The following is a 14318-nucleotide window of genomic DNA, read 5'->3' as shown; positions in this document are numbered from 1 at the left end:
CTTTTGCGGTTAGAAAGGTCGCTCCGGTACCAGCGAAATAGCCTCTTCACGGGTCAACGGTAACCATATATCCCCTTTGACCGTGGCGTTTCTGGCCAGGAAGGCGGAGTTCAGCGGGAACTGGGCCGTAAATCCGTAAATAATCAGGCCAACACGATCCCCGTCTTCAAGCGGCTGGCTAACCGCCGGTAATTCCATGTTGTGGATGCCCTTTTCCGGCAGGGGGGTCAGTTGTTCGCTGGCAACGTGTACCCGACGGCGATTGGCGTGCTGAATCCCGACCCCCACAAACACCGGCATGCTTTTACCACCGGAGGTACCGGCCAGGTTCAGCTCAATGCGTGGCTTGCCCAGCAGAACTTCATCATCGCCGCGAGCCACATAGAGGGGAACAAATTTGGGGCGCCCGAAGCCGCCATTGGGTTTCAATTCCCGCAGGTCGGCACCGGGCCACATGGCACGGAACATGTCACTACCGATATCGAAACCGGCCATCAACCACTCAAAGGCACCGGCCAGGGGAATGGTCACGCGGGTAGGGGAGAGAGCATAGCGGCTTCCGCCATCCATAATGCCTTCGCCCTCCATGGCAAGTCCCCGGTCGCTGGTAACATTGATGCAGTATTGCGGTACGCTGGGTTCTTCGCCGCGCAGTTTCTCGTCCCACCAGTTGATAATGGTGTCCACGGTGGTTTCGCTATAGTCGCCACAGTGAACCATGTCGTCGGTTTGGTAAAAGGGTAACCAGCCACGCCATTTCTGAATTGGCCAGGGCATCACGTGGCCGCTTTCCATACCGATGATCCGGGCATCGCGACCCTGTGCCTGCCAGCAGTCGTAGTTCATTTCTGCCTGCTGGAAAGGAAACAGGCTGTCGCTGAAACCCTGAATAAAGAGGGCATCGGCATAGGGTGTCTTGCCCTGGTCGCAGAAACTGGCAGCGCTGCGTTCGTACATCAGTGCCTGCATGTCTCGGCTGACAGTGCCATCGAAGGCGCTGCGCCAGGGGTCGGCAAACATCTCGCCAATATCAAAACCGCTATTGATTCCGCCAAAGCCAAGTAATACTGCGCCCCAGGCAGTGCGAAATTCGCCATTGGGAGCGATACTATTCATGTCGTACCAACCGGTGAGCGGCACCAGGGCTTTCAGACGAGGCTCGGTAAATGCCGCCAGAGTTTGCAGGCCAGCACCGTAGGATTCGCCGATCATGCCGATGGCCGGGCTGCCGTCTTCCAGGCGTTGAACGCCGGGCAGATGGGACAGGGACCAGTCGATCACTTGACTCAGGTCCGCCACTTCATAATCCGGGTCCATCATATGCACACGGCCATCGGACTGGCCCCAGCCACGCTGGTCATAGAAGACTACCCAGTAGCCGGCTTTCCAGGCGGCAATGGCGGCTTCACCAGTGAGAATGGCCTTGCCGTACACGGATAGCGGCCGCTTGGCGCGGAAGCCGCCAAAGCCATGGGTGGCAATCACCAGTGGCGCACTCTGGCCACTCTGCAGCTCCGGTTGATATACCGTGGCAGCCAGTTTTTTGCCGTCCCGGGTCGGGATGCGAACCTGGTAGTAATCGGCTTCCAGAGCTTGCCTGGCAAAACGATCATTGGTGTTGGGAAGTGTGGTGGTACAGCCGGTAATGGCGATGGCGCCCAAAAAAAGGGCTATCGACATGAAGAGCGGTCGCATGGCGCTACGTCCTCTGTTTATTATTCTGGTTTATGCTTGTGGGGTACTATGAAAAAAACAGTACAAAAATGCCCGATCGCTGCCACTTTAGTGTGGTTCTTCTACGCTGTCACGGCTGTATTGCTTTCCGTGCTGATCAGTTGGGCGCTGTACAGTCAGGCAAATTATGGGTATGGCTTCTGGTATCAGCAGCTCGATATCGGCGCGCACATAGAAGAATACGGTCCCCAGAATCGCTTCCGTTACGGTTTTGAGCAATTGCCGAGCGAGCAACACCATCGGGCATTCGAGCAAATCCGCGATGCCGTTCACCAGCAGGGCGAAGGCCTGGCAGACATTCACTACACGCTACCGGGCAGGGCACCGATACCGTTGCTGCATGACGCGGAGGTCCGCCATTTGCAGGATGTGGCAGACCTGATTGATATCGGACGCTGGTTGATGCTGGCCCTGGCGTTGCTGTGGCTGCCGCTGGCCTTGTTGTGCATCCGCCTGGGGATACCGCCCATGCGGCAGCGCATGGGGATAACTGTTTTCGGGGTAGGGGCTGTGATAGCGTGGTTGGCCGTTGCCGGGCCGACTCAGGTTTTCTATCAGTTACACGTGTGGCTATTTCCTGCCGAAAATGAGTGGTTCTTCTACTGGCAGGATTCGCTGATGAGCACCTTGATGAAGGCGCCGGTACTGTTCGGGGGAATTGCCGCGGCAATCGCTATTGGGGCGCTGTTGCTGATACCGGTGTTGTACTGGTTAGGGCTGCGGCTGTCGAAAAATATCGTCAAACAAGAATCAGGTCATGGGCATTGAAGTACTGACTGCTGACGCGCAGGGCAGCGAAAACCTGCAGCGCTGGGCGGCCATGGGGCTGCCTGTGCCGCCGAGCTGGCGGGTGAAACGGGACGTGGTGCAGGACAGCTCCCCGGAATCCCTGGCACAACAACTGCGCGCCTTGCCGCGCATGTTCAGCGAAGAACGTTATTGGGTTCTGCAACAAGGCCCGATGAATCCGGATTCCCAGCGTGAAAGTCTGCTCAATCTGGATTCCGATGAATCTCTTGCGGCGGCGTTACGCAGCATCTTCCAGCGTAAACAGGGACCGGATCATGTGGTGATCCAGGCATTGCCGCGCCAGCAGGCCGCCGGCGTGCTCTTCACCCGCCACCCATTAAGACAGGACCTTCCTCACATGGTGGTAGAAGGGGTCCTTGATGGTAGCAGCGAGCGCCAACGGCTGATTTTCGATGATGACGGCCGCCTGGTGCATGCTTCCCACGAGGAGCTGGCTCTTGGTGACCAGGTTGGCGCGCCACTGTTGCGAGAGCTCCATGAGCAGCTTAAACAAAATTTCCAGCGCCCCCAGGCGGGCGAATGGGTCTTTGATGGGCAGCAGTTGTGGCTGTTGCAAACCCTGCCGGTGGGGTCGCTCCCCATGCCCAAGGAGGCATGGACGCGCCGGGCAGGGAACGGATTGTTCACTCAGGTGGAAACGCCGTTGTGGTACACCCTGGCAGGGCGCTGGCTGAAGACCGCCTTCTGGGAGCCTCTGGTGGCCCGTGAGGGCTGGCAATCGCTGGCCAAGGTCGAACCCTACCGTCGCCAGCACAGTCACCTGTACACCAACTGTGCATTTTTCCGTGAGCTGCAGAGTCAGCACGCCGGGGCCAGCCGCTTCCTGCCGCCGGCATGGCAACAGCTTGAGAGCCGTGCCGATACGGTGCCGGGCAGCAACCTGGTGGACAGATTCACTGTTTACCGGCATCAGTTGACGCTGGCCAGGGTGAGCCGGGACTTGAAACGCTGGCAGCATCCGGCTGCTACCCAGGAAGGGCTATGGCGAGCCTTCATGCAGCTTGATGGCATGGGCGAGCGGCTCAGTGGTGTGGAGGGGGAAGTCGGATACCTGGCCTTGCCGGACCGCAGTCACTCCTACACGGCACCTTTCCCCCTGGAAATGCTGGTTACCGGCGCGGAGAAAGACGCCATTGACGCTCTGGTGAAGGGGCGGTCCGAGGCATTAAGGGAAACCGGCCTGCGCCCGGGGGCTGACCCGGTGCACGCGCCGTTGAACGAAAGCCCGGCCCAGGCAGGCAATCTGAATGGTTTGTATGCCAGCGCCACAGGGGATCTGCCCAGCTGTGCCGAGCCTTCAGTGGAAGATGCACGCTGGTTGTCACTGGCCCGTCAGGCTCGTGGCCTGCGCTTTGCCATCGGCAACCGGCTGCGTAGTCTGCTGCGCGCCATGGGTGCTGTGGCGGTGAATCAGGGACGGCTGCAACATCCGGATGATATTTATTTTCTGTACTTCGATGAACTGTGGCAGCTCTGGATGGCGCAGCAATTGCCTGCCAGTGCCAATCGCGAGGTGATTGGCGACCGCAAACTGCGTTACCTGGATGACGGCTTGCAGGGTGCGCCGGACTGGAAAATGGATCAGATTGGTTACGGTTTTGGCGGCGGTCAACGCCTTAGTCCGCTGCTGCGGGGCTTGCCGCTGGTGCCGGGCAGGGTAGAGGGGCCGATACGACGGGTGTGCAGTGCCTGGAGCCTGAATCGGATCTGCCCCGGGGATATTGTGGTCGTCGACCAGGTTGAGCCTGCCTGGTTGCCCTGGCTGGTTCAGGCTGGTGGTCTGGTTATCGCCGAGAAAGATCCCTGCAATGGTGCTGCCAGCCTGGCGGTCAGCTATGGGATTCCTGCCATCTGGTCCGCCAGCGATGTGATGCACAGTGTTCAGGATGAACTGCCCGGTCATCTGGATGCCACCCATGGCAGCCTTGATGTGTCCGCGAAGATTGCCGAAGATTGAGCTGGTATCGTTTCACCACGCGGGCATGTCATGAACAACGATAACCATCATCAGGAAGAAGATACCCGCCCCTTTGTGGCTCCCTGTCATAACATTGCCCCTTCGGCGCCTTTGCGCTGGTTGCGCAAGGGCTGGCAGGACTTTCGTGCCGCGCCGGGGCCGAGCCTGATCTACGGGTTTATCATGGTCGGACTCAGTTACCTGATCACGGCTGCCACCTGGTGGTTCGGCAATATGGGCCTCTACCTGGGGCTGATTTCCGGTTTTGTTTTTCTCGGGCCGATCCTTGCCCTGAACCTCTACGATATCAGTATTCAAATCCAGCAGAATCAGACCCCGACACTCAGGGAAAGCCTGCGTCAGGCCCGCCATTGCATGGGGGATGCGCTGACCTACACCGTGATAATGATTGTGGTCTTTCTGATCTGGGCGCGGGCGGCCAACCTGATTTACATCTTCTACCCGGTCAATGAATGGCACTGGAATGACATCCTGCTGTTTTTCGGCGTGGGCAGCAGTGTTGGTGCGGTTTTCTGCGCCATCATCTTTACCGCCAGCGTGTTCTCGCTGCCGATGATCATGGATCGTCGCACGGATATGGTGACCGGGGTGATTACCAGCATTAATGCGGTATTGCGCAACAAGCTGGCGCTGTTCCTGTGGGCGTTTCTAATCGGGGTGTGTTTGCTGGTGGGGCTGCTGACGGCCTATCTGGGGCTTGCTGTGCTGCTTCCGGTGCTCGGCTATGCCACCTGGCATGGTTACCAGGAATCCATCGATGCCAGTGAATGGGAAGCCCGTTTCGAGCTTCCGCATCAGCGCGGGTGAAATAGCTCAGTTGAGGAGCGCCTCTCGAGGCGCTCCTTGTACAAATCATCTCTGTTCTTCGTCCATATAACCCAGCAGATGTGGCACCATCCGCTCAATTTCCTTGCGGGTCATTCCCTTGCGGGCGGCATAGTCGTCCATCTGGTCCTTGGCCAGCTTGCCAGTGCCGAAGTATTTGGCCTCCGGGTGTGAGAAGTACCAGCCGGAGACAGCCGCGGCTGGCAGCATGGCGTAGCTTTCCGTCAGCGTCATGCCGGCATTCTGTTCCGGGTCCAGCAGCTCCCACAACAGGGCTTTCTCGGTGTGGTCCGGGCAGGCCGGGTAACCGGGGGCAGGGCGGATGCCCTGATATTTTTCGCTGATCATGTCCTGATTGCTGAGCGCCTCGTTATTGGCATAGCCCCAGTATTCCTTGCGGACTTTTTCGTGCATGCGCTCGGCCAGGGCTTCGGCGAGACGATCCGCCAGGGCCTTGATCATGATCGAGGAGTAGTCGTCGTGATCTGCCTCGAAGCGGGCCACGTGTTCGTCAATGCCGCTGCCTGCGGTAACGGCGAAGCCGCCCAGCCAGTCGGTGAGGCCGGTTTCCCTGGGCGCGATAAAGTCGCTAAGGCAGAAATCCGGTTTGTCATTCTTGCTCCGGTCGAGCTGCTGGCGCAGGTGGTGGAGAGTCATAAACGCCTCCTTGTCACCCGGGTTACGGTACAGCTCGATGTCGTCCATGACCGAGTTTGCTGGCCAGAAACCTATTACAGCACGGGCAGTTAGCCACTTTTCTTCAACGATTTTCTCAAGCATGGCCTGGGCATCCCGGTAGAGCTTGGTGGCTTCCGTGCCCACCACCTCGTCTTCCAGAATGCGTGGAAACTTGCCAGCCAGCTCCCAGGAGCGGAAGAAGGGTGTCCAGTCGATGCGTTGAACCAGATCTTCCAGCGGGTAGTCGTCGAAAACCTTCAGCCCTTTTACCTTCGGCTCGGGCGGGGTGTAGCCGGACCAGTCTGGCTGGAAACGATGCTGTCGGGCCTGCTCGATGGAAATCAGGCTGCGATCTACCTGTTGCTGTTTACGACGGACACGCAGGCCTTCGTAGGTTTCCTTCAGCTCCGCGACATAGTCGGCCTTGGCGGTCTTGGAGAGTAACTTGGAGGCCACACCCACGGCCCGGGAGGCGTCGGCTACGTGAACTACCGCTTCCTGGTAAGCCGGGTCGATTTTCACGGCGGTATGGATGCGGCTGGTGGTGGCCCCGCCGATCATCAATGGCAGGTTCATGCCCAGTCGCTGCATTTCGCTGGCCACATGGACCATTTCTTCCAGTGACGGAGTAATCAGGCCCGACAGACCGATGATATCCACCTTCTCGGCCTTGGCGGTTTCCAGGATTTTTTCGCAGGGCACCATGACGCCCATATCCACCACGTCGTAGCCATTACACTGCAGCACTACGCCAACAATATTCTTGCCGATATCGTGGACATCGCCTTTCACCGTGGCCATCAGAATCTTGCCATTGGCTTCGTCCTGGGTGCCCAGCTCTTCCTTTTCCTTTTCCATGTAGGGAAGCAGATAGGCCACTGCTTTCTTCATCACCCGGGCGGATTTGACCACCTGAGGCAGGAACATCTTGCCCTCGCCAAACAGATCACCGACCACGTTCATGCCATCCATGAGCGGGCCTTCGATTACATGCAGGGGGCGGGTCGCATTCTGCCGGGCCAGCTCGGTGTCTTCTTCCACGTAATCGGCGATGCCTTTGACCAGGGCATGCTGCAGGCGCTTTTCCACTTCCCATTCGCGCCAGGCCAAGTCTTCCTTCTTGACCTTCTCTGCACCGCTGCCACGGTATTTCTCCGCCAGATCCAGCAGAACCTCGGTGCTGTCCTCACGGCGATTGAGCACCACGTCTTCCACAGCGTTACGCAGTTCTTCGGGGATGTCGGCATAAATCGCCAGCATGCTGGGATTGACGATGCCCATGTCCATGCCGTTCTTGATGGCGTAGTAGAGGAAGACCGCGTGAATCGCTTCGCGCACGGTGTCGTTGCCACGGAAGGAGAAACTGACATTGGAGACCCCGCCGGAAATCATGGCGTGGGGCAGGGTGCGTTTGATGTCCCCTACGGCTTCGATAAAGTCCACGGCATAGTTGTTGTGCTCTTCGATGCCAGTGCCGATGGCAAAGATATTCGGGTCGAAGATGATGTCTTCCGGCGGGAAGTTCACTTCTTCTGTGAGCAGTTTGTAGGCGCGGGTGCAGATTTCCACCTTGCGTTCGCGGGTGTCAGCCTGACCTTCTTCATCAAAGGCCATGACGATCACGGCGGCGCCGTAGCGACGCAGCAGGCGCGCCTGATGCAGGAAGGCTTCTTCGCCTTCCTTCATGGAGATGGAGTTCACCACCCCCTTGCCCTGGATGCATTTGAGACCCGCCTCGATCACCTCCCACTTGGAGGAGTCGATCATGATCGGCACCTTGGAAATCTCCGGTTCCGATGCCACCAGGTTGAGGAATTTCACCATGCACTCGGCGGATTCAAGCATCCCCTCGTCCATGTTGATGTCGATGATCTGGGCGCCGTTTTCCACCTGATCGCGGGCCACATCCAGAGCAGCGTCGTAATCCTCTTCCTTGATCAGGCGCAGGAAGCGCTTGGAGCCGGTCACATTGGTGCGCTCGCCCACATTGACGAACAAGGAATCCTTGCTGATGGTGCATGGCTCCAGCCCGGACAGTCGGCAGGCTACCTCAATCTCGGGAAGCTGGCGCGGCGGCAAATCCGCCACGGCTTCAGCCATGGCAGCGATATGCTCCGGGGTGGTGCCACAGCAGCCGCCGATGATGTTGAGGAAGCCTTTTTCCGCCCAGCCACGGATTTCTTTGGCCATGGTGGCCGGGTCCAGATCGTACTCACCCATTTCATTGGGTAGCCCGGCGTTGGGGTGGGCGGACACATAGGTCTCGGAGATCCGGGATAGCTCTTCGATGTAGGGGCGCAGCTCCATGGGTCCCAGGGCACAGTTGAGCCCGACGCTGATCGGTCTCGCGTGGCGCAGGGAGTTGTAGAAGGCCTCGGTGGTCTGGCCTGTGAGGGTCCGCCCGGAGGCGTCGGTGATGGTGCCTGAGAGCATCACCGGCAGGTCCAGATCATTCTCGTAACAGTACTGATCCACCGCGAATACCGCAGCCTTGGCATTCAGGGTATCGAAGATGGTCTCAATGAGGATCAGGTCGATACCGCCTTCCACCAGGCCATCCAGTGCTTCCAGGTAGGCTTCGACCAGTTTGTCGAAATTGGTGTTGCGGTAGCCGGGATCATTCACGTCCGGGCTGATACTGGCGGTACGGTTGGTGGGGCCGAGTACGCCGGCCACATAGCGCGGCTTGTCCGGGGTGGAGGCTTCGTCAGCAGCCTGTCGGGCCACGCGGGCGGCCGCCACATTGATCTCCCGCGCCAGATCCTGCATGTCGTAATCGGCCATGGCGATGGAGGTGGCGTTGAAGGAGTTGGTCTCGATGATGTCAGCGCCAGCGTCCAGATAGCCTTTGTGCAATTCCTTGATCCGCTCCGGCTGGGTCATGCAGAGCAGGTCGTTGTTGCCTTTCAGGTCACTGGGCCAGTCGGCAAAGCGGCTGCCCCGGAAGTCTTCCTCGGTGAACTTGCAGCCCTGGATCATGGTGCCCATGCCACCATCCAGAATCAGGATGCGTTGTTGCAGTTGGGCGGTCAGGGGCGCACGAACGCTCTTGAACATTGAAGACTCCGACAGGACAGCAAATGTGACCGGGCATTATACCGGCCAGCTCGGCAGATACCCAGACATGGAGACGTATTGGCAGCTAAATGGACTCGAGTGTGCGCCGGGACTGGTCACCAGAGCACGAAGGTTTCATTATGTGTAGCAAGCTGGCAGCGGGCGGGTTGTTTACGTCGTTGTTGTCAGGTGAAACCTTTGTAAAATTCTGCACTTGTCTGTGTCTGCATCTTGGGCCAGCCACAGGAATGGGCATAATTCGCGCTCACTGGATGAGGAGTACGTTTAATGGATCAATATCTGTCTCAACTTGAAACCTTTGCCAACGAAAACCTGATGCCCTACGCCTGGAATATCATCGCAGCGCTGGTCATCTTTATTGTCGGTAAGTGGATTGTGGGCAAGCTGGCTGCATGGCTAGGCCGAGTGATGGATAAAAAGCTGGACACGGAAGTGGCCAAGTTTCTGGGCAACATCATTCATGTCCTGTTATTCGTTTTCGTCATCATCGCCTCTCTGGACCAGCTGGGCGTGGAAACCACCTCACTGGTAGCTATCCTCGGTGCTGCCGGCCTGGCTGTTGGCTTGGCCCTGAAGGACTCCCTGGGTAACTTTGCGGCCGGCGTGATGCTGATCATGTTCAAGCCGTTCCGGGTTGGTCACTATGTGGAAGCCGGTGGCACCTCCGGTACCGTGAAGGAAATACGGATATTCGCTACCGTGATGAATAGCCCTGACAACAAGGTAATTACCGTGCCAAACGGGTCAATCATGTCCAGTAACATCACCAATTACTCCGAATTACCCACCCGCAGGGTAGATATGGTGTTCGGGGTTGCTTACGATGCGGACCTTTCCGTGGTGAAAAAAGTGCTGGAAGAGGTTCTGGCTGCTGATGAACGCGTCCTGAAGGATCCGGCACCGACTATCGTGGTGGGCGAGCTGGCCGACAGCTCCGTCAATTTCCTGTGCCGCCCCTGGGTCAAGAGCGGCGACTACTGGCCGGTACTCTGGGACACCACGGAAACCGTGAAGCGCCGTTTTGATGAATCTGGTATCGGCATTCCGTTTCCACAGATGGATGTACATCTGGACAAAAGTGAGTAGAGGAGAGATTCATGCGCAGTAAGTATCTCGCTGCCATGCTGATTGCCGCCGCCTTGCCGGCGGTTTCAGTAGCGGCCGAGGAAGGCACCAGCGAAGCTAGCAAATGGTCCGGGGATGTTTCCGTTGGCCTGCTATTCAAGCGTGGCAACACCGAGTCTGATTCGGTTAACGCCCACGCTAACGCCAGCCGTGACAGCGCGTTTTGGCGTCATCACTTCAAAGCTGATGCCAACAATGAGAGAGAGCGGGATCAGGAGACGGATGAATATAACCGTACCGATGAGAATTACTTTGCCTCTTATAAGCTGGATCGCAAGCTTGGTGAGGAATCCCGTAATTATCTGTTTAACGTGGTGACCTACGAGAAGGACAACTTCTCCGGTTTCCATTATCAGGCCAGCTACGCTGTCGGTTTGGGTCGCCGCGTCATCGAACGCGAAGCGCATACCCTGGACATAGAAGCGGGTCCCGGTTATCGCGTCCAGTGCCTGGAGCCGGAAGATTCCTACAGCGACTGTGCAGACACAGAAGAAAGCGCCATTGCCCGTCTGGCTCTGAAGTATCACTGGCAGATCAGTGAAAGCGCCGAGTTCCAGGAAGAAATCAGCAGTGAAGTCGGTGAAGACTCCACCAGCACCCGGATGGAGACTTCCCTGACCAGCAAGATCAACAGCCACTTTGCTCTGCGGCTGCGCCATCTGCTGGAGCATGAATCCAAGGTGCCGGCAGGCAGCAAGGAGACGGATCATCAGGTGACTGTAGGCCTGGTTTATACGTTCAAGTAATGCGAGCACGTTTCCGCTGCAGCAACACAAAAAAGCCCGCCTCAACGAGGCGGGCTTTTTTGTGGGTAGTCGCCTGGAAGCAAACAAGCAACGCCGCATGACTGGGTAGCGTGGATGCGTGATCCACCCGTTGCGGCGTTGTTTATGGGTGGCGCCTTTCAGGTTGACCCAAGTCCACAGAGAAAGCGCAGGCGGAAACAAAAAAGGGGAGCCGAAGCTCCCCCTTTTCCTGATCCGCTTACCGATCAGCCTTCTTTCAGGGCGGTGGTGATATCCAGCACCGCGCCTTTGCCATCGCCGAACAACATAAGAGTGTTATCCTTGGCGAACAGCGGGTTGGGCAGGCCGGCAAAACCGGCGCTCAGAGAGCGTTTTACCACAACCACGGTTTTGGCCTTGTCTACGTTGAGGATAGGCATGCCGTAAATCGGGCTGCCCTTGTCTTCGCGGGCCATGGGGTTGGTCACGTCATTGGCGCCCAGCACGATGGCTACGTCGGTCTGCTCGAAGGTGGGGTTGATGGTATCCATGTCCTTGAGCTTGTCGTAGGGCACTTCGGCTTCCGCCAACAGTACGTTCATGTGACCGGGCATACGGCCAGCAACCGGATGGATGGCGTATTCGACTTCGATACCCATCGCTTCCATGGTATCCGCCATTTCGCGGACCGCATGCTGAGCCTGAGCCATGGCCAGACCAAAGCCGGGCACGATGACAACGCGACGTGCGGTTTCCAGCATCATGGCAACTTCGTCTGCAGAGGTAGACTTCACCTTGCCAGCATAGACTTCGTCTTCGTCCATGGCTTCGCCAGCTTCCGCCATCACACCGAACAGAACGTTGGTGAGGGAGCGGTTCATGGCTTTACACATGATACTGGTCAGGATCAGACCAGAAGCGCCGACCAGCGAACCGGTGATGATCAGGGCGCTGTTGCCCATTACAAAACCGGCAGCGGATGCCGCCACACCAGAGTAGGAGTTCAGCAGGGCGATAACCACCGGCATGTCTGCACCACCAATTGGCAGTACCAGCAACAGGCCGAGGACCATGGCCGCAGCCACCAGACCCCAGAACACCATCTCATTGCCCGGATTGGCAACCAGGTAACCGATGCCGACGATGGAGCCGATGAACAGGACAGCATTGACCAGCTTCATGCCAGGGAAGCCCATGGGCTTGCCATCAATCAGTTCCTGCAGTTTGGCGAACGCGACCAGGGAACCGGTCAGGGTGACCGCACCGATCAATACGGCAGCGCCGGTAGCAATGATGGACACCGTGTCGTTGGCAGAGCCGCGGAAGAACTCGGCGGAAGCCACGGAAAAGGACGCACCACCACCAAAACCGTTCAGCAGAGCGATCATCTGCGGCATGGCAGTCATCTGCACCTTCTTGGCCATGACAGCGCCAATCAGACCGCCGACCACGACGCCGGCGATGATGACTTCATAAGTAACAATATGCTCGTTGAGCAGGGTGACCACGGCGGCAACACCCATACCGGCGGCAGCCAGCAGGTTCCCGCGCACGGCAGTTTTCGGCTTGGTTAGCCCCTTGATGCCCACCACAAACAGGCAGGCGGCGATCAAGTAGGCGATATCAATCCAGTTCTGCATGAATTACTTCCTCTTGAACATCGCCAGCATTCGATTGGTGACCATGAAGCCGCCAATCACGTTGATGGTGGCCAGCACCACAGCGATAAAGCCCAGCACATTGATCAGCATGCCGGAATCAGAACCGGCGGCGATCAGGGCACCCACCACGGTAATACCGGAAATCGCGTTGGAACCGGACATCAGTGGGGTGTGCAGGGTGGGCGGAACCTTGGTGATCAGTTCCACACCGAGGAAGATCGCCAGCACAAACAGGGTTAGTTGGGCTACGAAATCCATTATTTCTCCTCCTCCTTGGTGGCGTCGGAGTCCGCATCCGCGGATTCGTCTGCCTCGGGCTCAGGTTTCGCCAGAGCGGGCAGGCCGAGCAAGTCACGCAGGCGAGCCTGGGGTACGTCGCCATTGTGGCTGACCACGGTTTCGGCAACGATCTCGTCTTCGAAGTCCAATTGCAGATCGCCGTTATCGTCCAGCAGCAGGTTGAGCAAGTTTTCCATGTTTTTGCCGAACATCTGGCTGGCATGGAACGCCACGGAGGAGGGGACGTTCTCCGGGCCGACGATGGTAACGCCGTGCTTCACAACAGTCTTGCCGGATTCGGTCAGATCACAGTTGCCACCACGTTCTGCGGCCAGATCCACGATAATGGAGCCGGGTTTCATGGCCTTGACCATGTCTTCGGTGACCAGAATCGGGCTCTTGGCGCCGGGAACGGCAGCGGTGGTGATCACCACATCCATTTCCTTGATGACTTCCGTCATCAGCTCGCGCTGACGCTTGAGGAAGTCTTCGCCCTGAGCCTTGGCGTAACCACCGGAGCCTTCGGCTTCACCGGTATCCAGGTCCAGCTCTACCGGCTTGGCGCCGACAGACAGGATCTGTTCGCGGGCCGCGGGGCGCACGTCATAGGCTTCGACCACGGCACCCAGGCGTTTGGCGGTAGCACAGGCCTGCAGGCCTGCCACACCAGCACCCATTACGAACACGCGAGAGGCGTTCATGGTGCCGGCAGCGGTCATGTTCATGGGGAACATGCGCTGGGATTCGTTGGCGGCCAACAGGACGCATTTGTAACCAGCAATCATCGCCATAGAAGAGAGCACATCCATGGCCTGGGCGCGGGTGATCCGCGGTACCAGCTCCAGCGCCAGGCCGGTGACTTTCTTGTCGGCCAGGGTCTGGGCAAATTGCGGGTTGGCCAGCGGATCGGTCATACCGATAACGATCTGGCCTTGCTTGAATTTCTCCAGATCTTCATTGCCGTTCTGGGTGTTGCTGCCAGGCGTTTGCACCTGCAGTACCACCTGCGCGGAAGTAAAGATCTCGTCGCGATCAACCAGCTTGGCTCCGGCAGCTTCAAATGCGCTGTCCGGGTAACCGGCAATATCACCGGCACCACGCTCGATGATGATCTCGACACCTTGTTTTTTCAGCAGTGCGCTGACATTGGCAGGCGTTATAGCAACGCGCTGCTCGCCAGGGCAGATTTCCTTGGGAACACCGATAATCACCTGCGTTACCCCCGTTGTGGTTCGCAAATAATCAGCTATCAGGGCGGCAGAGTTGGCAACCCGGCGCCTTGAAAGCCTCGTTAAACGGTCGCTTCATGGGAGCCGACCGACAAGAGCCTGTCTCAGGCCCTTGCGTCCCGAGTGTGCTGGAGAAGCGGGGCCGGCTGGCCGTTACTGTCATCCATCACACTGCGAAGGTCGAATACCGCCGGTG

10 protein-coding genes are annotated in these 14318 nt (G+C 58.1%); 5 read left to right on the top strand and 5 right to left on the bottom strand.

Annotation, left to right across the window (positions count from 1 at the left end):
* Positions 1-9: 9 nt before the first annotated feature.
* A complete protein-coding gene (locus tag ACMG4M_RS09410) occupies positions 10-1695 on the bottom strand; it encodes an alpha/beta hydrolase (protein ID WP_335625748.1) in 1686 nt (561 codons plus the stop codon).
* Between the two features lie 48 nt (positions 1696-1743).
* On the opposite strand from ACMG4M_RS09410, the gene ACMG4M_RS09405 reads away from it, so the two are divergent.
* From ACMG4M_RS09405 to ACMG4M_RS09395, 3 genes are read left to right on the top strand one after another with little or no spacing between them, the layout of a single operon-like run.
* Complete coding sequence (locus ACMG4M_RS09405) at positions 1744-2502, top strand: DUF1461 domain-containing protein (protein WP_335625747.1); 759 nt, start codon at positions 1744-1746, stop codon at positions 2500-2502.
* On the top strand, positions 2492-4501 hold the full coding sequence (locus tag ACMG4M_RS09400; RefSeq protein ID WP_414429863.1) for a PEP-utilizing enzyme: 2010 nt from the start codon (positions 2492-2494) through the stop codon (positions 4499-4501). The genes ACMG4M_RS09405 and ACMG4M_RS09400 overlap by 11 nt, the downstream gene beginning before the upstream one ends.
* Positions 4502-4531: 30 nt before the next feature.
* Entirely contained in the window at positions 4532-5329 is a 798-nt protein-coding gene (locus ACMG4M_RS09395; protein WP_035244449.1) for a DUF2189 domain-containing protein, read from the top strand.
* A gap of 45 nt (positions 5330-5374) precedes the next feature.
* Here the strand turns inward: ACMG4M_RS09395 and metH are convergent, their stop codons facing one another.
* The gene (gene metH / locus ACMG4M_RS09390) at positions 5375-9082 is read right to left on the bottom strand and encodes a methionine synthase (protein ID WP_272961785.1); all 3708 of its coding nucleotides are present in this window, start codon (positions 9080-9082) and stop codon (positions 5375-5377) included.
* 288 nt (positions 9083-9370) lie between these two features.
* Here metH and ACMG4M_RS09385 point away from each other — a divergent pair, with 288 nt between their 5' ends.
* Positions 9371-10189: a mechanosensitive ion channel family protein gene (locus ACMG4M_RS09385; RefSeq protein ID WP_035244445.1), complete on the top strand. Its 819-nt coding sequence runs from the start codon at positions 9371-9373 to the stop codon at positions 10187-10189.
* Between the two features lie 11 nt (positions 10190-10200).
* Positions 10201-10974 (top strand): YdiY family protein, encoded by a 774-nt coding sequence (locus ACMG4M_RS09380; RefSeq protein ID WP_414429862.1) that lies wholly within the window; start codon positions 10201-10203, stop codon positions 10972-10974.
* 245 nt (positions 10975-11219) lie between these two features.
* On the opposite strand, the gene ACMG4M_RS09375 is transcribed toward ACMG4M_RS09380, so the two are convergent.
* The 3 genes from ACMG4M_RS09375 to ACMG4M_RS09365 are packed head-to-tail and all read right to left on the bottom strand — an operon-like array spanning position 11220 to position 14131.
* A complete protein-coding gene (locus ACMG4M_RS09375) occupies positions 11220-12593 on the bottom strand; it encodes an NAD(P)(+) transhydrogenase (Re/Si-specific) subunit beta (RefSeq protein WP_035244441.1) in 1374 nt (457 codons plus the stop codon).
* A gap of 3 nt (positions 12594-12596) precedes the next feature.
* Positions 12597-12872 (bottom strand): NAD(P) transhydrogenase subunit alpha, encoded by a 276-nt coding sequence (locus tag ACMG4M_RS09370; protein ID WP_035244439.1) that lies wholly within the window; start codon positions 12870-12872, stop codon positions 12597-12599.
* Complete coding sequence (locus tag ACMG4M_RS09365; protein ID WP_414429861.1) at positions 12872-14131, bottom strand: Re/Si-specific NAD(P)(+) transhydrogenase subunit alpha; 1260 nt, start codon at positions 14129-14131, stop codon at positions 12872-12874. Before ACMG4M_RS09365 ends, ACMG4M_RS09370 begins: the two co-directional genes overlap by 1 nt.
* Positions 14132-14318 lie beyond the last annotated feature (187 nt).

Origin of the sequence: Alcanivorax sp. IL3, assembly GCF_047495465.1 — a bacterium.
Lineage (GTDB): Bacteria > Pseudomonadota > Gammaproteobacteria > Pseudomonadales > Alcanivoracaceae > Alcanivorax > Alcanivorax jadensis.
The sequence above is the reverse complement of the archived record's forward strand: the minus strand, read 5'-3'. Positions and strand labels throughout refer to the sequence as shown.

Excerpts from the sequence above, each read along its gene's own strand:
- ACMG4M_RS09410 (WP_335625748.1), bottom strand. The coding sequence starts at position 1,695 with ATGCGACCGCTCTTCATGTCGATAGCCCTTTTTTTGGGCGCCATCGCC.
- ACMG4M_RS09405 (WP_335625747.1), top strand. The coding sequence starts at position 1,744 with ATGAAAAAAACAGTACAAAAATGCCCGATCGCTGCCACTTTAGTGTGG.
- ACMG4M_RS09400 (WP_414429863.1), top strand. The coding sequence starts at position 2,492 with ATGGGCATTGAAGTACTGACTGCTGACGCGCAGGGCAGCGAAAACCTG.
- ACMG4M_RS09395 (WP_035244449.1), top strand. The coding sequence starts at position 4,532 with ATGAACAACGATAACCATCATCAGGAAGAAGATACCCGCCCCTTTGTG.
- metH (WP_272961785.1), bottom strand. The coding sequence starts at position 9,082 with ATGTTCAAGAGCGTTCGTGCGCCCCTGACCGCCCAACTGCAACAACGC.
- ACMG4M_RS09385 (WP_035244445.1), top strand. The coding sequence starts at position 9,371 with ATGGATCAATATCTGTCTCAACTTGAAACCTTTGCCAACGAAAACCTG.
- ACMG4M_RS09380 (WP_414429862.1), top strand. The coding sequence starts at position 10,201 with ATGCGCAGTAAGTATCTCGCTGCCATGCTGATTGCCGCCGCCTTGCCG.
- ACMG4M_RS09375 (WP_035244441.1), bottom strand. The coding sequence starts at position 12,593 with ATGCAGAACTGGATTGATATCGCCTACTTGATCGCCGCCTGCCTGTTT.
- ACMG4M_RS09370 (WP_035244439.1), bottom strand. The coding sequence starts at position 12,872 with ATGGATTTCGTAGCCCAACTAACCCTGTTTGTGCTGGCGATCTTCCTC.